Annotated in this window: 16 protein-coding genes; 8 read left to right on the forward strand and 8 right to left on the reverse strand. The window is 65.8% G+C overall.

The genetic code is table 11. The features are described from left to right. Nucleotides 1-113 precede the first annotated feature (113 nt). On the forward strand, nucleotides 114-1,568 hold the full coding sequence (locus DOM45_RS09975) for a circularly permuted type 2 ATP-grasp protein (RefSeq protein ID WP_110600002.1): 1,455 nt from the start codon (nucleotides 114-116) through the stop codon (nucleotides 1,566-1,568). A 4-nt stretch (nucleotides 1,569-1,572) separates the two neighbouring features. After that, a complete protein-coding gene (locus DOM45_RS09980) occupies nucleotides 1,573-2,571 on the forward strand; it encodes an alpha-E domain-containing protein (RefSeq protein WP_110600004.1) in 999 nt (332 codons plus the stop codon). Between the two features lie 130 nt (nucleotides 2,572-2,701). Here DOM45_RS09980 and DOM45_RS09985 read toward each other — a convergent pair whose 3' ends face one another. The 3 genes from DOM45_RS09985 to DOM45_RS09995 form a co-directional block, all read right to left on the reverse strand. Then, nucleotides 2,702-3,769: a zinc-binding metallopeptidase family protein gene (locus DOM45_RS09985; protein ID WP_110600006.1), complete on the reverse strand. Its 1,068-nt coding sequence runs from the start codon at nucleotides 3,767-3,769 to the stop codon at nucleotides 2,702-2,704. A gap of 87 nt (nucleotides 3,770-3,856) precedes the next feature. After that, nucleotides 3,857-4,276, reverse strand: a complete 420-nt coding sequence (locus DOM45_RS09990; protein ID WP_110600009.1) for a hypothetical protein — start codon at nucleotides 4,274-4,276, stop codon at nucleotides 3,857-3,859. 141 nt (nucleotides 4,277-4,417) lie between these two features. Further along, entirely contained in the window at nucleotides 4,418-5,023 is a 606-nt protein-coding gene (locus DOM45_RS09995) for a Yip1 family protein (protein ID WP_110600011.1), read from the reverse strand. 326 nt (nucleotides 5,024-5,349) lie between these two features. On the opposite strand from DOM45_RS09995, the gene DOM45_RS10000 reads away from it, so the two are divergent. Both DOM45_RS10000 and DOM45_RS10005 read left to right on the forward strand, forming a co-directional pair. Further along, nucleotides 5,350-7,059 carry a proline--tRNA ligase gene (locus DOM45_RS10000; protein ID WP_110600013.1) on the forward strand — a complete coding sequence of 570 codons (1,710 nt, stop codon included), beginning with the start codon at nucleotides 5,350-5,352 and terminating at the stop codon, nucleotides 7,057-7,059. Between the two features lie 14 nt (nucleotides 7,060-7,073). Continuing rightward, the gene (locus DOM45_RS10005) at nucleotides 7,074-7,679 is read left to right on the forward strand and encodes a lytic transglycosylase domain-containing protein (protein ID WP_342588717.1); all 606 of its coding nucleotides are present in this window, start codon (nucleotides 7,074-7,076) and stop codon (nucleotides 7,677-7,679) included. A gap of 17 nt (nucleotides 7,680-7,696) precedes the next feature. On the opposite strand, the gene DOM45_RS10010 is transcribed toward DOM45_RS10005, so the two are convergent. Together DOM45_RS10010 and rfaH are read right to left on the reverse strand one after the other, a co-directional pair. Then, complete coding sequence (locus DOM45_RS10010) at nucleotides 7,697-8,212, reverse strand: FKBP-type peptidyl-prolyl cis-trans isomerase (protein WP_110600474.1); 516 nt, start codon at nucleotides 8,210-8,212, stop codon at nucleotides 7,697-7,699. Nucleotides 8,213-8,391: 179 nt separating this feature from the next. Beyond that, nucleotides 8,392-8,928: a transcription/translation regulatory transformer protein RfaH gene (gene rfaH, locus DOM45_RS10015; RefSeq protein ID WP_110600015.1), complete on the reverse strand. Its 537-nt coding sequence runs from the start codon at nucleotides 8,926-8,928 to the stop codon at nucleotides 8,392-8,394. 367 nt (nucleotides 8,929-9,295) lie between these two features. Here rfaH and DOM45_RS10020 point away from each other — a divergent pair, with 367 nt between their 5' ends. Next, nucleotides 9,296-10,750, forward strand: coding sequence for an AmpG family muropeptide MFS transporter (locus DOM45_RS10020; protein WP_110600017.1), 1,455 nt, complete (start codon nucleotides 9,296-9,298; stop codon nucleotides 10,748-10,750). Nucleotides 10,751-10,768: 18 nt separating this feature from the next. On the opposite strand, the gene DOM45_RS10025 is transcribed toward DOM45_RS10020, so the two are convergent. Then, complete coding sequence (locus DOM45_RS10025; protein ID WP_110600019.1) at nucleotides 10,769-12,589, reverse strand: SEC-C domain-containing protein; 1,821 nt, start codon at nucleotides 12,587-12,589, stop codon at nucleotides 10,769-10,771. A 121-nt stretch (nucleotides 12,590-12,710) separates the two neighbouring features. Here DOM45_RS10025 and DOM45_RS10030 point away from each other — a divergent pair, with 121 nt between their 5' ends. The 3 genes from DOM45_RS10030 (at nucleotide 12,711) to DOM45_RS10040 (ending at nucleotide 17,684) form a co-directional block, all read left to right on the forward strand. Beyond that, nucleotides 12,711-14,624: a hypothetical protein gene (locus tag DOM45_RS10030; protein WP_110600021.1), complete on the forward strand. Its 1,914-nt coding sequence runs from the start codon at nucleotides 12,711-12,713 to the stop codon at nucleotides 14,622-14,624. Nucleotides 14,625-14,721: 97 nt separating this feature from the next. Next, nucleotides 14,722-16,734, forward strand: a complete 2,013-nt coding sequence (locus DOM45_RS10035; protein WP_110600023.1) for a DNA topoisomerase III — start codon at nucleotides 14,722-14,724, stop codon at nucleotides 16,732-16,734. A gap of 26 nt (nucleotides 16,735-16,760) precedes the next feature. Further along, nucleotides 16,761-17,684, forward strand: coding sequence for a ketopantoate reductase family protein (locus tag DOM45_RS10040; RefSeq protein WP_110600025.1), 924 nt, complete (start codon nucleotides 16,761-16,763; stop codon nucleotides 17,682-17,684). Nucleotides 17,685-17,758: 74 nt separating this feature from the next. Here the strand turns inward: DOM45_RS10040 and DOM45_RS10045 are convergent, their stop codons facing one another. Together DOM45_RS10045 and DOM45_RS10050 are read right to left on the reverse strand one after the other, a co-directional pair. Continuing rightward, nucleotides 17,759-19,252, reverse strand: coding sequence for a sugar porter family MFS transporter (locus DOM45_RS10045; protein WP_342588720.1), 1,494 nt, complete (start codon nucleotides 19,250-19,252; stop codon nucleotides 17,759-17,761). A gap of 6 nt (nucleotides 19,253-19,258) precedes the next feature. Continuing rightward, entirely contained in the window at nucleotides 19,259-19,942 is a 684-nt protein-coding gene (locus DOM45_RS10050; protein ID WP_110600029.1) for a nucleoside/nucleotide kinase family protein, read from the reverse strand. Nucleotides 19,943-20,019: the final 77 nt, after the last annotated feature.

Here is a 20,019-nt window from a genome sequence, read left to right on the forward strand (position 1 = left end):
CTCACTATGCTTGATCGTGCATGCCGTCTCTTTATATACACGGTTTTGCCACAATGGGCGACGCGATAACACTCAACAACTGCGTCCTCGACCCCGCCGACAGGAGTCTTCCCATGGCCAATGTGGATTGGACGCATTATTCGAACCAGCACTTCTACGACGAGCTTCTAAGAACCAACGGCATTCCCCGGGAAGCGGCCAAGCCACTCTGCGACATCCTCGCCAGCTTCACCTCCAAGGAACTCAACGAGCGCAAGATCGCCGCGGAAGTGGCCATCCGTACCATGGGTATCACCTTTACCGTCTACTCCGAGGGCAGCACCATCGACCGGGCTTGGCCCTTCGACATCGTGCCTCGCATCATCCCGGCCAAGGAGTGGCGAATCGTCGAGGCCGGGCTAAAGCAGCGCGTCGACGCGCTGAACCTGTTCATCGACGACCTCTACCATGACCAGCAGGTCGTCAAGGATGGGGTGCTGCCCGGGGAGGTCCTGGCCCAGTCGGTCAACTTTCGTCCCCAGTGCATGGGCATCGATCCGCCCCATGGCGTCTGGGCCCATATCTGCGGTTCCGATCTGGTTCGTGACAGCGACGGGACCCTCTACGTCCTCGAGGACAACCTGCGGGTACCCTCCGGCGTCTCCTACATGCTGGAGAATCGCAACGTCACCAAGCGGGTATTGCCCGAGCTGTTCGAGACCGGCCGCATTCTGCCGGTCGACGATTATCCCGCCCAGCTCTACGACATGCTGGCCAGCATGTCGCCGCGTCCCAGCGATGAGCCACAGATCGTGGTACTGACCCCCGGCATCTACAACTCGGCCTATTATGAACACGCCTATCTCGCCCAGCAGATGGGGGTCGAGCTGGTCCAGGGATCCGACCTGATCGTGGACGATGACGATATCGTCCACATGCACACCGTCGATGGGCTCAAGCGTGTCGACGTGATCTATCGGCGCGTCGACGATCTTTTTCTGGATCCGGAGGCTTTCCACCCGGACTCCCTGCTCGGCACGCCGGGACTGATGCGGGCCTGGCGATCCGGGAAGGTGGCGCTGGCCAACGCTCCCGGCGCCGGTGTCGCCGACGACAAGGTGGTCTACGCCTTCGTGCCCAGGCTGATCAAGTACTATCTCGACCAGGAACCGACCATCCCCAACGTCCCCAGCTATCTCTGCATGCTCGAGGAGGATCGCCGCTACGTGCTCGATCATCTCGACGAGCTGGTGGTCAAGCCCGCCAACGAATCGGGCGGCTACGGCATGCTGATCGGTCCACGGGCAACCGAACAGGAGCGCCGGGAGTTCGCCAGGCGGATCGAGGCCGATCCGCGCAACTACATGGCGCAGCCCACCCTTGCCCTATCCACCGCACCAACGCTGTTCGACGGTGCTCCGGAACCCCGCCACGTCGATCTGCGACCTTTCATTCTCTCCGGCCCCGAAACGCACGTCACCATGGGCGGACTGACGCGGGTGGCCCTGGTCAAGGACTCGCTGGTCGTCAACTCTTCCCAGGGTGGTGGCAGCAAGGACACCTGGATCGTCGAAACCGAGGGGGAGTAAGAACATGCTGTCACGAGTTGCCGAAAATCTTTACTGGCTGGCGCGCTACGTCGAGCGCGCCGAGGACACGGCCCGACTGATCAGCGTCAACAGCAACCTGCTCCTCGACATGCCCGGCAAGGCGGCGCTGAGCTGGTCGACGCTGATCGACATCACCGGTAGCGGCGAAGTCTTCGATACGCTGTTCGATGAGCGCAACGAGCGCAATGTGGTGGATTTTCTCTGCCTGTCGCGCGAGCACGACAGCTCGATCCTGTCATCGCTGGCCAACGCCCGGGAAAACCTGCGCACCACCCGCGACGTGGTGCCGCGGGAGATCTGGGAGGAGATCAATCACTGCTACCTCGAGATCAGCGAGCAGACGCAGAGCGGCATGAAACCGCGCCAGCGCGATGGGTTTCTGAAAAGCGTGACCCGGGCATGCCAGACGCTGACCGGCTTGATCGAGGGCACCTTGAGCCATACCGAAGCCCGCACCTTCCTCTCGTTGGGGCGTCATCTCGAGCGCGCCGACATGACCACGCGGATCATCGATGTGCGCTCCGGCAACCTGCTCCCCCGCAACCCGGAGGAGCTGATCCCGTTTGAACACCTGCAGTGGATGAGCGTGCTCAAGTCGCTGACGGCCTATCAGATGTACCGCCAGAATGTGAGATTGCGGGTGAGAGGTCCGGACGTGCTGCGCTTCTTGCTGCAGAACCGCGCTCTGCCCCGGTCCGTGCTGCGCAGTCTCGATGAGGTCAGTTGGGAGCTGCAGTCGCTGCCCAACCACGATCGCCCGTTGGCGGTGGCCGCCCTGGTCCGCGCCGAGGTCGCCGAAGCGGACGTCCAGTCGCTGGCGCGCGCACCGGATCAGTTGCACCAGTTGATCGACGAGTTCCAGATTGGTTTCAACAACCTTCACGAAGCGATCGCCGGCGCCTACTTCGCGGTGAGCGAACGGCCGGTCAAGTCGTCGCAAAGCCAGGAGCAGACGACACTGGACCACGACGATGACGATTGACGGAGATCCTCATGGGCGTCGGGGGATGATGTCGGAGGGGCTGCCATCAAGAGAATCGCCAGCCCGGGCCACGACCTGACCCGATGCGCCTCGGCTCGTCGGGTCTGTCGGTTGCGGCCCTGCCCGCTTCTCAGGTAGCCGCCGCCGCGCCTCGCACCACCACTTGATGAACGTAGTGGAGCTTGTCACGAATCGGTGGCGTGATGATCAGCGGCACGATGTCCAGCAGCCCCATCTCGCGATTGAGCTCGTTCAAGGCCAGGCCGATCTGCTGGTAGGCCAGGATCATCTCATCGATACCACCGTCGTGCTCGGCCCGGCGCATGCCAAGGCTGGCGGCCGTATCGAGCACGGCGACGATATCCTGATAGGCGGCGAAGGTCTCGGCGAAATCCTCCCAGGCGTGCATGGTCGCGTAGGCCGACACATGGGATGCCTGCCAGTCCGGCGCAGGGCCCTGCTCGTAGTAGCGCTCCAGCGCCTCGGCATAGGTCGGGGAGTCGTGATCTCCGAAGACGGCCCGGCTCCCCTCCTCGTCCTGCCCCTTGATCAGCAGATCCCAGTAGTAGTGGCCGATCTCGTGACGGAAGTGGCCGATCAGCGTCCGGTGGGACTCGTTCATGTCGACGCGCAGGCGCTCCCGCTCCGCGTCGTCGGTCTCCTTCAGATTGATCGTGATCAACCCCTGAGCATGGCCGGTATAGACCTTCTCGCCACTGCCGGTCGATCGCCAGAGGCCGGCATCCGGCATGGCATCGGCCATGAACGCGAAACTGAGCGGCAATGGCGATCCATCCTGGGGAGCGGGATGCGGCAGGCCGATCAGGTCCAGGGTGTAGAAGAGCCGCCGCTTGGCAGCTTCCAATGCCGCCCAGCGTGCCCGGTGGCCCTCGACCGAAAGATCGGGAATCACCGCGTTGTGTCGACAGCAGTCGCACAGCCCACCGTACGTCGCATGGTCCTCCGCAGTCTGCATCCGGTTGCAGACGCCCTCGCTGGCGAAGTTGAAGCACTTGACCAGGGCCTGGCCACATCCGGGGTTGGCACAGCGGTAGCCGACTTCGCTGTCCGGGATCATCGCCGCGATGGCCTGGCACGACGGGCACCAGCCGACTTCGGCGTCGCAGACGACGCACCGGGTGTTATCGAAGAAGAGCCGGCTCGGCGGGTTGCAGTGATGGCATTCGAAAGTACGCATGACCAATCTCCGTATCAGTGGCGCAGCGAGGCTGGCGGCGGAATGATTCCACACACCAGACCAGAAGATTAGCAAAATGCGGCAGACTCAGGAGTCCATTGCGTCGCGACGATCGAATTCGATTCTGGAGAGGGCCTGATCCAGGGTTTCGACGCGTTCGACCACCGGGGCTTCCCCGGCTTCGATATCGCGCCCGGTACGGGTCTCGATCAGCGCGGCGAGCGAGGCGCCGTCCAGGTCGCCGTCGTAATGGACGCTGTCGACCGAGGCATCGCCGGAACCCGGCAGATAGATCGTGTTGTTGGAAAAGTCCACCGCGTAGGCGATCACGCCAGGGATGATGAACAGCAGCAGCCCCAACCCGTCGGCAATCGCCACGCCAGGATCGATGCGACCCTGGAGCTGCCCCTTGCGCTCGGGATAAAAGAGCGTGCCACAACCGGCAAGCGAGAGGACGAGCCCGGACATGACCGCGCCCACCACGAGACGTCGCAACAGTGAAAGCATCGAAGGATTCCAGTGACAGTTGGTGACGCAAGGTAACCTAATCCATCACCCACTGCCCGTCCAGCCATCGTAACTGACCGAACACCATCGAAAGTGGCGCCCGAGCTCCGGCCGGGCGCCTGAAGAGTAGCGGCCGCCGGCTCAGACCAGCGACGCGCCGTAGCCCCACAGCAGTACGGTGATGGCCAGCAATGCCTCCAGTACCAGTACGCCGATGGCGAGTGCAGCGCTCGAGGCCCGCATCCCCTCGTGCTGATCGATACCCAGGAACGACGGCAGTCCCGCGTAGACGAGGTAGACCGTATAACAGAGCCCGGCGATGCCAGCCAGCAGGCACAGCCATACCAGCGGATAGAGGGCCACCACGCCGCTCAGGAACATGGGGGTCGCCATGTAGCCCGCGAACACGACGCAATGGTTCAGATCCGGGCGCTCGGGGTAGCGACGCGCCAGCCAGTGGATGACGTTCCCCATCAGCCACACGGCCCCGAGGATCAGCGCGTAGAAGATGATGGCCAGCAGCACCGCCGTCGATGGCGACACGCTCACCGTCTTCGCCATCCCGGTCTCTGTGGTGCCGAAGTGCCAACCCACCATGGTCGTGCCGATGAAGGCGCAGACCACCGGGATCGCGGCCATCAGCAGCACGTGGGATCCATAGAAGTGCGACACGGTCTCGTTCTCGCCACGAATCTGTTGCCATTCGCGATTGGGATGCGTGAGCAGCCCCCAGACGTGATGAATCATGAAACACCTCCTTCCGACGCGGGCCGCCAACGACGGATTTTCAATGGTGTCCTGTTCCGCTCGCCTCTCCGACGATGCCGGATGCGACCCTGTCTCTCACTATAGGAAAGATCGTCAGGCTGAACAGCCGAATCTTCAACGAAATGCAGGTCAGCGAGACGGTGCGACAGGAGTGCGGCTCCGGCGGGGAGGTTTTTGCCGAGTGCCCTTTCCCGCCTGCGGCTCCCCTCTCTATACTGGCCGCCCGATGATTGACTGCAGATCTCGCCATATCGAGCATATGCCGCGTTCCGCTTGACGCTGATGAATACAGGAAAGAACACCCCATGCGTGCCAGCCAACTACAGATCTCGACCCTCAAGGAAACACCGGCGGACGCGGAGATCGTCAGCCACCAACTGATGTTGCGAGCCGGCATGATCCGGCGCCTGACGGCAGGGCTCTACACCTGGCTGCCAGTCGGTGTGAGGACGTTGCGCAAGGTCGAGCGCATCGTTCGCGAGGAGATGGATCGGGCCGGTGCGCAGGAGGTGCTGATGCCGGCGGTACAGCCCGCGGAGCTATGGCAGGAGTCCGGCCGCTGGGACGAATATGGCCCCGAGCTGCTGCGCCTCAAGGATCGCCATCAGCGCGACTACTGCGTGGGCCCGACCCATGAAGAGGTGATCACCGATCTGGTGCGGCGCGAGATCGGCAGCTACAAGCAGCTGCCGACCAACTTCTACCAGATCCAGACCAAGTTTCGCGACGAGATCCGCCCGCGCTTCGGCGTCATGCGCTCCCGCGAGTTCATCATGAAGGATGCCTACTCGTTCGATACCGACGAAGCCGGGCTCAAGGCTTCCTATCAGCGCATGTACGACGCCTATGTCCGGATCTTCACCCGCCTGGGCCTCGATTTCCGTCCGGTGCTGGCCGACAACGGCTCCATCGGCGGTACCGGCTCGCACGAATTCCACGTGCTGGCCGACTCCGGCGAGGATGCCGTGGTCTTTTCCACCGGCTCGGACTACGCCGCCAATATCGAAAAGGCCGAAGCGCTGCCGCCTGCGGGCGCCGAGCGCGCTGCCCCGCAGGAGAGCATGCGCCAGGTGCCCACGCCCGGCGTTCGCACGATCGCGGCACTGGTCGAAGGCTTCGATCTTCCGATAGAGAAGACCGTAAAGACGTTGATCGTGCACGCCGCCGATGGCGGCTTGATCGCGCTGATGGTACGTGGCGATCATCAGCTCAATGAGATCAAGGCCGAGAATCTCGACCTCGTCGCGGCGCCGCTGACCATGGCCAGCGAGGAGGAGATTCGGGCCGCCGTCGGCGCAGGCCCCGGCTCCCTGGGGCCGGTCGATTTACCGCTGCGGCTGATCGTCGACCACAGCGTCGCCCTGATGAGCGATTTCGGTGCGGGTGCCAACGTCGACGATCACCACCTGTTCGGAATCAATTGGGAGCGGGACCTGCCGCTGCCGGACGTCGCCGATCTGCGCAATGTGGTCGAAGGCGACCCATCGCCGGATGGCAAGGGCACGCTGTCGATCACCCGGGGCATCGAGGTCGGCCACGTGTTCCAGCTCGGTCAGAAGTACTCGCGGGCCATGAACGCCACCGTTCTCGATGACAGCGGTCAACCGGCGACCGTGTGGATGGGCTGCTACGGCATTGGCATCACCCGCGTGGTGGCGGCGGCCATCGAACAGAATCACGACGCCGGCGGCATCATCTGGCCCGACGCCATCGCGCCCTTCCAGCTGGCGATCGTGCCGATGAACGCCCACAAGTCGGACCGGGTTCGCGACACCGCCGACAGGCTCTATCAGGAACTGACCGCTGCCGGCATCGACGTGCTGCTGGATGATCGCGACCTGCGCCCCGGGGTAAAGTTCGCCGATCAGGAGTTGATGGGCATCCCGCACCGCCTGGTGGTCGGCGATCGCGGACTCGACAAGGGCGAGCTGGAGTACAAGGGGCGTCGCGACAGCGATGTCACCATGGTGGCGCTGGACGACCTCCGCCACTTCCTCGACGCCAGGTTCGCCTGAGCAGGCGCCAGCTCGTGACACGGTCGCTTCTCGTGCTGGCGGCGACGACCTGGCTCGTCGCCGCCAGCGCGCACGCCGGGGAGCAGGCCGCGAGCGGAGTCGACGAGCCGCCTTCCCGGGCGCTGCTCGATGCCCTGTCACGGGTCATGGCGGCGCCGGACGGGTTCGAGGATCTCTTCGACGCCCAGGTATGGCTACTGGACATGCAGTCGCGGCTGGCCAGACGACAGCCCAAGGCTTACCCCTCTCGGCCTCGGCGGCTGGCACTGCTCGAACGTATCCATACCGAAGCCCGGCGTGCCGGTCTGCCGCCCGAGCTGGTCCTGGCGCTGATCGACGTGGAGAGCCGCTTCCAGCCCGCGGCAGTTTCGTCGGCCGGGGCGCTGGGCTTGATGCAGGTGATGCCGTTCTGGAAAGCGGAGATCGGCCGTCAGCAGGATGACCTCCACGACATCGATACCAACCTTCGCTACGGCTGCACCATTCTCGCGCACTATCTCCAGCGCGAGCAGGGAGACTGGACCCGTGCCCTGGCTCGCTACAACGGCAGCCTGGGCCGCACGATCTACCCGGAGCAGGTGATGCAGGCCTGGTTCACCCGATGGTGGGTCGATCACTGACCTCACCTCCGGTTCCGCTAGCGTTTACGATCTTCGACCGCCGTGTGTGACGTCCCCGGCGGGAGCGGATGGCCCTTGGCCAGCTCGGCCCGCGTTGCCTCGCGCACTGCCAGGATCTCGATGTCGTAGGTCAGCGTCTCCCCCGCCAGCGGATGGTTGGCGTCAACGGTGACCCGAGCATCGTCGGTCGCGACCACCGTGACAGTGCGCGGCCCGTCCGGCCCCTGAGCCTGGAACCGCTGGCCGGCCTTTAACTGTTGATCCTGCGGGAAAGCCGAGCGCGAGCTCACGCCGACCAGCGCTTCGTCGCGCTCGCCATAGGTTTCGTCGGGCGCCAGCGTGACGCTCAGCCGCTCGCCGGAACGCCTTGCGGCCAGCGCGCTCTCCAGGGCCGGGAACAGATTGCCGTGGCCGTGAAGATATTCGAGTGGTTGTTGACGCGCCCTAGAATCGTCCAGGGTGCGACCTCGCTCGTCCGCGAGGACGTAGTGCAGGGTCGCAACATGGGACGTGTCGATGGCGAGCTGACTCATGATGACTCCGGAGTTGGAGGTGGAATTTGTGACGATGGATCGACGGCCGGCGCCGGACCCGAGAAATATCTGCGCGCTCACCCGCACGGCGTTGCCCATTGGCGGGAGGGCAAGCACGATCCGTTTTCGCCGCTCTTGCGCTTCGTCCTGCTGCCGCTCGTCGATGCCTAGGAGCATGCTCAGGAGGAGTGCTTGCGCAACGCCTTCACGGGTACCTCGAGACGCTGGGTCTGCTGCAACAGGTTGAGCAGCACGATGGCCCGCTCCTCGCCCTTCTGCGCTTCGAAAACGGCCTGAAGCGCGCGAAAAGGCCCGTCGGTGATCTCGACGATATCGCCCTGGCGATAGTAGACATTGGCGCGGTCACGACGGCTGTCGGCGCTGATGCGGTCACGGAGCGTCTCGACCAGTGCATCCTGGACGAATACCGGTTCGTTACCGAAACTGACCAGCCGCAGCACACCGCGGGTGGAACGGATCGGCCGCCAGTTGCTGGCCATTCGATCGAGACGAATGAACAAGTAGTGCGGGAACAGCGGCTCGGCCACCCAGGCCAGCTTGCCACGGCGGCGCTTCTGGACCTCGAGCACCGGGTGGAACACCTCGTAGCCCTGGTTGTCGAGATGTTCGCTGGCACGAAACGATTCGCCACCCTTGCATTGGATCACGTACCAGCGGGGTAGCGACTCGCCGTCCTGCGTCGGCTCACCGGTCATCGCACTATCCTTCCTGATCACAGCCACTAAAGAGACAATCCCTGTCGTCTGGCCCGCTGTCGGGGCAATATCACCTGCTGTCGCGGGATAGCCAGCGCGCCATTCGGACCAGACGCGACAAGCCATCTAGCGTACCATTTTCGATCCGACTCGTCCGCCCGCGGCGGGTCGACCCGGTTTCTTGGAAACACTGAACAAATCGGCGAGCAGGATGAAGCGGGCGGCATTCCGTCGCAAGGCGCACGGAGCGTAGCCACCGTAGCCTAGGGGTTATAGGTGAGGATGCGACCGGGCTGGCGCTCCAGCATCGCGCAACGCGGCGATTCACCTGCGCAGACATTTGGGCAGCGTTTCCTTTGGAGGTTGCATGCAACACGAGCCACGTGACTGGCTGACATCCTTGCGCGTCTATCTGCGGGCCCCGGTCGTGACCTTGCTGTTTCTGGGGTTTTCCGCCGGTCTACCCTACCTGCTGGTGTTCTCGACGCTCACCGCCTGGCTCGAGGACAGCGGCGTCGAAGTGGCCGCCATCGGCTTTTTCAGTTGGGTGGGACTGCTCTACTCGATCAAGTTGTTCTGGGCGCCGATCGTCGACCGCGTCAGGCTGCCGCTGATCGGGCGCTGGCTGGGCCAGCGCCGCAGCTGGATGCTGCTGGGCCAGTGCCTGATCGGCGGTGGCCTGCTCGGCCTCTCCGGGTTGGACCCCGTCGGTCACCTGCCACTGGTGGCGGCATTCGCCCTGGTCACCGCCTTCGGCGCCGCGACCCAGGATATCGTCATCGATGCCTATCGTATCGAGTCCGGCGAGGCGGCCATCCAGGCGGCCATGGCATCGACCTACATCATCGGCTATCGCATCGGTATCGTGATGGCCGGCGCGGGTGCGCTCTATATCGCCGATGCCGCTTCCTGGGCGGTGGCCTACCTGAGCATGGCCGCGCTGGTGGCGGTGGGCATGATAACCGTGCTGGTTCGGCCGGAGCCGCCTCGTCCGCAGAGTCTCTCGGTGGTGCTGTTCCATCCGCGGGTGAAGCGTTTCCTGCACCAGCGTCGCCAGCGGCCCGGTTGGCAACGTCAGGCCGGTGTCTGGCTGATCGCCGCGGTGGTCTGCCCGATCAGCGACTTTTTCCAGCGCTACGGCCGGCTGGCGCTGTGGCTTCTGCTCTTCATCGGCATCTACCGGATCAGCGACATCTCGATGGCGGCGATGGCCAATCCGCTCTACCTGAGCCTGGGCTTCACCAAGAGCGACATCGCCAGTGTCACCAAGGTCTTCGGCGTGCTGATGACCATCGGCGGTGGGATACTGGGCGGCCTGCTGGTGGTCCGCTATGGACTTGGTCGGATGCTGATCGTGGGGGCGCTCGCCGTGGCGCTGACCAATCTGCTGTTCGCCTTGCTCGCCACCGGCGGCAACAGCCTGCCGCTGCTGGTCGTCGCCATTACCGGCGACAACCTGGCCAATGGACTCGCCAGCACGGTCTTCATCGCCTTCCTGTCGAGCCTGACCTCGCGCACCTATACCGCAACCCAGTACGCGCTGTTCTCGTCGTTGATGACCCTGCCCGGCAAGTTCATCGGTGGTTTCTCCGGCCTGGTGGTGGCCGACCTCGGCTACGCCAGCTTCTTCGGCATCGTCTGCCTGCTGGGTCTGCCGGCCGTGGCCCTCGCCTGGTGGCTCAGTCGCCGCCTGCCGACACTCGATGGCGAAGAGATCGAGAACGGCAGGACGGCTGGGGATCCGGCACCGGCGTTTCAGGAGAGAGAGGCGCGCCCGCCGATGGGTACCGACGGGCGCCAAGGCGAGCAGCCGGGCCGCTGAGCGGCCCGCCGAAAGCCGTCAGCCGAGGGAGGTTCTTTGCCGCGAGAGCCACTCCAGCGCACCATCGGATGCCACCCACTGGTCGCGCATCAGTTGGCGATACTGCCACGCCTCCGCCCGCGTCCCCGGCTCCGGCATGTCCTCGCCGAGCCGCGCAGGGCGAGGCCTGTCCTCGCACAGGATGGTGAGGATATAGGGATTGGAAGCGTAGACATCCCGCAGCACGGCAAGCGCATCGTCGTGCCGGGTCAGGCGATAGAGCGCCAGCACCCTGCCCATCTGCACCCCCAGCATCTCGGCGCCTTCCGGCCCCTGCTCGCTCACCGCCAGCGCCTGCTCGTCACGCCCCTCGCGCAGCAGTTGGTCGATCACCAGCTCGCGCAGGCCCAGGCTGTCCTCCTCGTCCAGTGCCAGCAGCCGCTGGGCGAGTCGGCGCGCCTCCTGGCCGGCGCCTCGCTCCATGCCGATGACCAGCGCCAGGCCGGTCCGCAGCAGCGTGGCATTGTCCGCGTCGTGCCAGGAGAAGGTTCCACCGGCGTCCTCGAGCTGGCTCAGCCAGAAACCGTAACGCTCGGCCAGCGGCGTGAAGAAGGTGTCGACCATCCACGGCAGGCTACCGAAGCGACTGGCCAGCGCCAGCGTCAGCGCCTGCATCACGCGGGGCGCGTCGAGCCATTCCGGATTCGAGCACAGCGCCTGCAGCCACTGGGGTGCGGTCACCCAGGGATCGCCCAGAAATCCGAGCGCTGCATCCTCGTCGATCTCGACCTCGCAGGCCTCGGCCCAGCCCCGGTAGAGCGACTCCTCGCGGGCGCTGGGCTCGTACAGCAGCGCACCGTCATCGGCATGGCTCAAGGCGAGGCGTGGCGGCCGCTGCTGGGTGTGCAGCAACGCCTGCAGTGCCGTCAGTGGACCGGATAACGCCTCTTCGGAATGAATCACCTGCTCCGCCAGCGCCGCCTGAGGATCGTCGGCCAGTTCGGCAATGAATTCGAGCTGATCCGGGTCCAGGTGATGCTGGCGCGACAGCCGCCGCCACCAGAAGGCCGCCCGCTGCCGCGCCTTGCCGACATTCCCCTCGTGCAGCAGCACCATGGCTTCGATATAGGCCAGGGACGGCGAGTCCGGCAGGGTTCGTTGTGCACTCTGGAACGCCTCCCGGGCGCTGGCGAGATCCCCGCTATCCAGGTGCATCAGGCAGAGCCGCTCCAGCGCCGCGCCGCGCAGGAAGTCGGGGCCCTCCGCCATCACCCGCTCCAGCAGGGCACCCCGCTTGCGATGAAAGCCACGCTCCTGATAGAGGTCGACCAGGATCTCGAACGCCGGCTCGATCTGCTCCTTCAGCGCCTCCCAGTCCCGGTTGCCGGCGAACAGCGACTCCAGGATCTGCTGTGCCCGGCCGTTGTTGCCGCTCTCCGCCGACACGATGCCAGCCTCCAGCAGGGCCTGGGCCGGCGCCTTGCGGCTGTCCAGGGCCGCCTTCAGCGTCTCGCCCCGCCACTCGCGAAGCGACAGCATCCACATGAGATGCCCAGGTATCACGCTGGGCATCTCGACGCGGGCGCAACAGTCGCGGTAGAGCCGGCCCGAATCGCACCAGCACGGCTCGTCGCGCTGGGGCTCGGCCAGCGGTTCGGTATCGAAGTCGCGCCGCTTGAGCGGCGTCTGGTTCCAGATCAAGGGGGCAAGCGCCTGAGCCAGGTCGAGGCTGCCGCCGCAGTGTTCGACCCCCTCACTGCGGGCCCATGCCATCATCGTCGGGTAGTGTTCATTGGCGCGAATCGCCTCGAGGGCACCGCTGGCAAAGCCCAGCAGTTGTTCGACCCAAGCTGTCAGCATGGCATTCCTCCATTTTCTGGCTCCATCCTAGCACGCCGGGCAAGAGCGCTGGCGAGTGCCGCCACGGGGTGATAATTTAGCCGCCGCCAACCCCCGTCGTCGCTGCCAAAGAGGAGCGCCCGTGCTCTTGCCGAACCCGTTTCGTCGTCCTCCGCAGTCGACGGACAGCGATGCGCCTCAGGTTCGACTGGAACGTGAAGGCCGCAATGAAATCCGGCGGATCACCGCGGCGGTGGAGAAAGTGCCGTGGACCGTCAGTCTGCTCCAGATCCTGTGGACCGCCGGGCCCGTCACACTGCTGGGTGCCTGGGGTGGCTACCTGCTGGGGTACGGCAAGGCGCCGACGCTGGAAAACTACATCTTCTTCATCTCGTTCACGGTCATCACCGGCGCGGCGGGGATCATCGCCAACCTGCTGCATCACCTCACCGGCGGACGACGGCTGGAGCGAACCTCGAACCGCATCGAGCGCGTCATCAAGACGCTGCCGGAGCTGCTGCTGGCGACGCGCAACCTGATCGTCGAAAGCCTGGAAGGCGATGCGCGACGCCGCGAGGCCGCCGCCATGCTGCTGCGCAAGCAGGACCTTTCGCCCGAGGGCGTCGAACTGGCGGCGCTCGAGCTGCTGGACGACCGCGAAAGCGCACGCCTGATCGGCCAGATCGACGTCTACCGTCGGGTCGGGCTCCATGCCCGCGTCAGCGATCTGGTCGAGATCTACCGTGACGAGATCGAACCCCGCTTCACCGAACTCTACGACCTGGCACCGGCGGCGATCACGCTGCTCAGGGAGCGCTTCGAAGGCCACGCGCCGGACCCACGCTACGGCGTCCCCCGGGACGAGCACTTCATCGAGCGCGTCATGGCCGCGATCGAGAACGACAACGACCTGCTGATGACACTGCAGGACGTCGAGGAGATGGTGATCCTGGCATTCGAGCTGATCAGCGGTCGTAAGATACCGGTGCTGTCGTTCGAATACCGGGGTCGCTGGAAGCTGGCGCGGGCGTTCGACGGCCTCGAGGAGGCGCGGGCCCGGCACCGTATCGCCCAGGCCACCGGCCTCTCCCGCCTGAAGGCCCTGAACACCTACCTCGTCGAGCATTCGGTGACCCCGCTCGCCGAGAGTGTCGCCGGGCAGCGTGCCGACGCGCTGCTGACCCACAGCGTGGCCGCCATCGACGAACTGAGCGAGAGAATCCAGTCGCTGGCCCACGCCATTCATACCGGGCGCAGCGACGATCGCCAGACCCTGCGCCATCAGGCAGAAGTGCTGACCAACGCGATCAAGCTCTACAAGAGCGTCTCCAGTGCCTACAACGAGGTGGGCCGCAGTCACGCCCATCGGCTGCGAATGGCCCAGCGCTGGGACACGGTCAGCGCCGAGCTCTCCGACAACTCGACCCGTCTGCGACTCGGCCCGGGCCGTCGAGGCCTGCGCATCCGCGAGAGCGCGATCGCCCTCGACGACGAAGCCAAGGCCGTCGTCTGCAAACAGCTCGGCCGCTATCTCGAGAAGGCCAACATCGGCACCCTGCGGGAGCGGCTGCGGCAAGCCGAGCGAGACACCCAGCTCAGCGTGGGCGTCGAAAGTGCCAAGCGCGTCGCGGTCGAGATATTCCTGGCCCTGGAGCCTCACGTGCATCTATCGCGCCCGGCCGTGCAGCGTGCCATCAACAGCACCAACGCGGCGGACTTCGGCCAGCTCGAGCCCAATCTCTCGGTGGCGGCGAAAGCGGCGATGGGATCGGCCATGGTTCGCGAGATCGAGACCGACCTGTCGCGCACGGCAGAATCGCTGGCGCTGGCGCTGGTCAAACATTACCGGGTCGCTCTGGAACCGGAGGCGATGGCGTTCCTGCAGCGCCAGTACGGTGCCCGGGAGAGCACGCTGCAGATGCTGACCAACGTCAACCTGGAGCGCGGCGAGACGCCCAATGTCAGCTATCTGAGTATGGCGCCGCCGGCGGTGGGAACGCCCCACCGTCACTGGTATCGCGCCCTGGTGCGCGCGCGCCGCCACCTCGAGAAGTAAGCCGCCACCGACCGCAATCTCTCGAGCCGGGGCGTTTCCCGCAACGCCAAGTCACGGCAGAATCCAGCCTTGACCCCAAGTATCATCGGAGCGCGACATGCGTTTGATCATCGCCGAAAAACCGAGTCTCGCCCGCGCCATCGCGGATGCCCTGCCGGTAAAGGCGACGCGTCGCGAGGGTTATCTCGAAGCTGGTGATACCGTGGTGAGCTGGTGTCTCGGCCATCTGCTGGAGCAGGCCGCGCCCGAGCGCTACGACCCCAGGTACAAGCAGTGGCGACTCGACGACCTGCCGATCGTTCCCGAGCGCTGGCAGCTGGTGCCCCGCAGTCAGGCACGAAGCCAGCTGGCCGTCCTGCGCAAGCTGGTCAAAGGGGCCGACAGCGTGGTGCATGCCGGCGACCCTGACCGCGAGGGGCAACTACTGGTTCAGGAAGTCCTCAATCACCTGGGCTGGAGCCGGCCGACACAGCGCCTGCTGGTGCAGGACCTCAACCGACCCGCGGTGGCCAGGGCGCTCGCCAGCCTCGAGGACAACCAGCGCTACCAGCCGCTCTACGCCGCCGCCGAGGCCCGCTCCCGCGCCGACTGGCTCTACGGCATCAATCTGACCCGGGCCTGGACGCTGATCGGGCGCCAGGCCGGGTTCGACGGACTGCTGTCGGTGGGTCGGGTCCAGACGCCCGTGCTGGGGCTGGTGGTACGCCGTGATCGCGATATCGCCGCCTTCGAGCCCAAGCCGTTCTATCTGCTGTGGGCCGACCTGAAGGTCGCGGGTGGCGCGCTGAGGGCCTGGTGGCAACCCGGCGAACACCATCCGCTGGACGACCAGGGGCGCCTGCTCGAGCCAGGTCCGGCCGAGGCGCTGGCGCAGCGCCTCGCGGGTACTCAGGGTCATCTCGCCGAGCTCGACCAGAAGCGCAAGCGTCAGGCTGCCCCGCTGCCCTATTCACTGTCGTCCCTGCAGATCGATGCTGCGCGCCGCCACGGCCTGTCGGCGAAGCGGGTCCTCGACGTCTGCCAGACACTCTACGAGCGCCACCATCTGATCACCTACCCGCGCTCCGACTGCCGTTACCTGCCCGCCGCGCATCACCGGGAGGCTGCCAGAACCCTGACCGACGCCTGCCGCCTCGATGGCCAGTTGCGAGAGTGGGCCGAGCGGGCGAACTTCGGCCTGCGTTCCAAGGCATGGGACGACGCCAAGGTCGGTGCCCACCACGCGCTGGCACCCACGGGTCGCCCGGCCGACCTGAACAAGCTGAGCCGCGACGAGGCCAACCTGTTCCGGTTGATCGCCCGAAACGTGCTGGCCCAGTTCTACCCGGCCTTGGAGACCTACGAGACCCGGGCCGTCTTCGACCTCCTAGGCGAGCGCTTCCAGGCCCAGGGGCGGGAGATTCTGGAGCCGGGGTGGAAGCCGCTGTTCACGACGCGGGACGACGTGCCGGCCCTGCCGCCGCTGACCAGAGGCGAAACGGCCAGCGTGACCGAGGCCGGCTGCGAGGCTCGCGAGACCCGGCCGCCGGAACCCTTTACCGATGCCAGCCTGATCAAGGCGATGATGAACATCGCGCGCTACGTCGAGGATCCCGCCGTCAAGCGCACGCTGCGCGACTCCGATGGCCTCGGCACCGAGGCGACCCGTGCCGGCATCATCGAAACGCTGCTGACGCGGGGCTATCTGATCCGCGATGGAAAAGCGATCAGGGCCACGCGCACCGGCCATGCGCTGATCGACTCGCTGCCGCCGGCCGCGACGCGTCCCGAGCGCACCGCCCTGTGGGAGCAACGGCTCTCGGCGATCGCCGAAAGCCAGGACGCGCCAGCCCCGTTTCTGACCGCCCTGATCGAGGACCTCCAGGCGCTGCTGGCCCAGGCGGACGCCGGGCGCCTCAACCAGGCGCTTGCGGCCTCGGCCCGGAGCACGGCGCCGGTCGCACCGCCACCCAAGCGTGGCAAGCGGGCTGCCTCGGGGCGTAGAACGGGAGCGCGCCGCTCCCGGGGCAACGCCTCATCGAGCAGCGGTCGATCGACATCCGGTTCGTCCAACACCACCCCCAAAGGCAAGCCGACCCGGGCTCGGCGTGCCCGGAAGCCCGACGCATGACGTCGCGATCACGAGAGACCCGCGCGATGCCGTCGACTGCCGACGGGAGCTGGTTGATCGTCGGCGCCGGTGCCCTGGGCCAGCTTTTCGCGGCATCACTGGCCCGACGATTCCCCGTCGTCCTGCTCGGCAGGCAGGCGGCCGAGCCTCGCATCCATCTGCGCGGACCCGACGGCGAAGCGCTGAGGATCGCGGTGGCACGCCAACCAACGACAGCTTGGGCGGCCGATCGAACCGGCACCGCCGCCCCGACGCTGGTGGTACTGGCGACCAAGTCCCACGATGCGATGGCCGCGCTGAATGCCCTGGCACCGCGGCTCGCATCGGCCACCCCGCTGCTACTGCTGCAGAACGGATTTAGGGCACAACCCGCTATCAGCGAGCGCTGGACTGGGCCGGTCCTCTGCGCCTCGACCACCGAAGCCGCCTATCGCCCGCCTCCCGGCCCTCATTCGCCGGACGTGGTGCATGCCGCCACGGGGACGACCTGGATCGGCGATCTCGCCGACCGTCACTTCGCGCTGGCGACCAGCGTCGCCCACCGGCTTGGCCAGGCGGGCATTGCCGCAATACCCTGCCGAGACATTCGGCGACGCTTGTGGCACAAGCTCGCGGTCAATGCGGTGATCAACCCGCTGACCGCGTATCACCGCGTTCCCAACGGCGCCCTGGCCCGGCCGGCGTTTCGACCACGCGTCACGGCGCTGGTGGCCGAGATCGAACGTATCATGCAGGCCGAGGAAGTACCGCCACCGCCGCAGGGCTGGCAGGCCCTAATCGATGGCGTGATTCAAGCCACGGCCTCCAATCACTCATCGATGCTCCAGGATGTGCTCGCCAATCGCCCCACGGAGCACGACGCGATCCTCGGGCCGCTGGTCGAGGCAAGCCTTCGCCATCGCCTCGACACCCCCGAACTCCAGGCGCTCTGGCGCGCGGCATCTGGATAGACCGTAGTGGCGTAAGCGACGGGGCCGGTCATCGCGACCGGCCCCGTTGGCTATCCGAGCGTGGCGCGGCGCTGTCACTCGACGGCGCTCGTCGCCTCGACCGATGACCGCTTCGAATCGCCCCGGGACTTGTCCGCCGGAAAGAAGACGCCCGCCTTGAGATCGCTCTCGATCTCCTCCAGCGAACGCCCCATCGTCTCGGGCACGTAGCGGACGATGAAGACGAGCGCGATCGTGGTGATCACCGCATAGAGCCAGAAGGTGCCGGAAGTGCCGAGCGCGCTGATCAGCGACAGCGTCGTCAGTGTCACCAGCAGGTTGAAGACCCAGTGGCTCAACGCCCCCATGCTGGCCCCCTTGCCGCGGACGAACAGCGGATAGACCTCGGCGTTGATCAGCCACAGGCAGACGCCGAAACTGCAGTTGAGCGCCATGTAGATTGCCAGGCAGGCCACCAGGGCGTACTGGCTGAAAGCATCCTCGGGCGCACCGCCCACGAACAGTATCCCCATGATCACTAGCGCCACCGCCGATCCGGGGACCATCCACAACAGAAAGCGTTTCCGCCCGATCCGATCGACCAGGAAAATGCCCAGGATGGTCGCCAGATTGATCAGCACCGCGCCGCCGATCGCCGCCAGCACCGAGGCGCTGTCGCCGAAACCGGCCTGGCTCAGGATGGTCGGCGCGTAGTAGATCAGGGCGTTGTTGCCGGTGATCTGGGAGAACATCGCGATCCCCACCCCGGCCACCAGCGCCGGACGAATCCACGGCTGGAACAGATCGCGCCAGGAGCCCTCGGGGCGCGCCGACACCTCCTTGATCTCGGCCATCTCCGACTGCGCCCCCTCGCGGCTGGCACGCACCCGCTCGAGGATACCCAGCGCCTCGGATTCACGCCCCTTGCTCACCAACCAGCGCGGACTCTCCGGCAGTACCAGCATGCCCAGCATCAGAATCACCGCCGGGACGGTGCCCAGGCCGAACATCCAGCGCCACTGCTCGCCCAGGCCGTAGCCCACCAGATAGGCGACGAGAATGCCGAACACCACCATGAACTGGAACATGACCACCAGCTTGCCGCGGTGCTCCGGCGGCGTCACCTCGGCGATATAGACCGGGATGATCTGCGTCGCGCTGCCGGCGGAGAGCCCGAGGATGAATCGCGCCGCGATCAGCATGCCGACACTGGTCGAGGCCGCCGACAGGATCGAGCCGGCGATGAACACCGCGCCGACCAGTACGATCGTCCAGCGGCGCCCCAGCCGATCGGAGAGCCGTCCGGTACCCACGCAGCCAACGATGGCACCGAGGATGATCGCGCCGGTGACGAGCTGCTTGAGCGTATCGTCCAGCGCGAACTGCTTGGACAGCCCGAGCAGCGCCACACCGATGATGCCGGTGTCATAGCCGAACAGCAGGCCACCGAGTGCGGCCACGACCGACACCATCACGACCAGCCCCTTGCGCTTCGGGCCGCGACCGGCGGCAGCGATTGCATTCATGCTTCTCTCCTTGAAATCGGGCGTCCTGGAGGTTGAGTCGCCCAGCTCGAGTGATGACGACAGGTATTGCTACACGTCCTTGAATCGAATCCGGCTGCCGCTCCACCGCAGCTGGCGGTCGGCGTTGCCGGCCACGGCCTCGATGCGCGCGGCATTGGGCGCATCGGTCGCGCGAACCCACTCCAGCGCCTGCCGCTCGGTGCGCCCGAACTGGCGGTGGCGGGCGATCAGGCGGGACTCGCGCAGCTCACGGTCGACATCGAGGAACCACACTTCGTCCAGCATCTCCCGCACCTGCGGCCACGGCTCTTCCTCGAGCAGCAGATAGTTGCCCTCGGTAATGATCAGCGAGGTGGGTGACGCCACCGCGATACTGGCGGCGATCGGCTCCTCGATCTCCCGGTAGAAGCCCGGCGCGTAGATTGTCTCTTCGCCGAAGCTGGCGCGAAGGCGCTTGAGCAGGTCGCGATAGCCGAACGCGTCGAACGTGTCCGGCGCGCCCTTCCGCCCGGCCCGGTCCAGTATCGCCAGCTGTCGATTGGAGAGATGGAAACCGTCCATGGGGACGATCTGGGTCTGATCGCCGAGCGCGGCGAAAAGCGCGTCGGAGAGCGTGCTCTTGCCCGAGCCGGGCGCTCCCACGAGGCCGAGAATTCGGCGTTGGGATGAATCGATTAAGCGACGGGCGGCCTCGAGAACGAGCGGGTCGATATCGATCGATAGCGTCCGCGTCTCGGTGGTGGTGATACGCATTGGGGAATCGCTGGACAGCCGGGAGTGACGACAAGCGTAGCACGCTCATTTTGATGATGAGAGTCGTCTATCGGCGA

The organism is Salinicola lusitanus, from assembly GCF_003206045.1.
Lineage (GTDB): Bacteria > Pseudomonadota > Gammaproteobacteria > Pseudomonadales > Halomonadaceae > Salinicola > Salinicola lusitanus.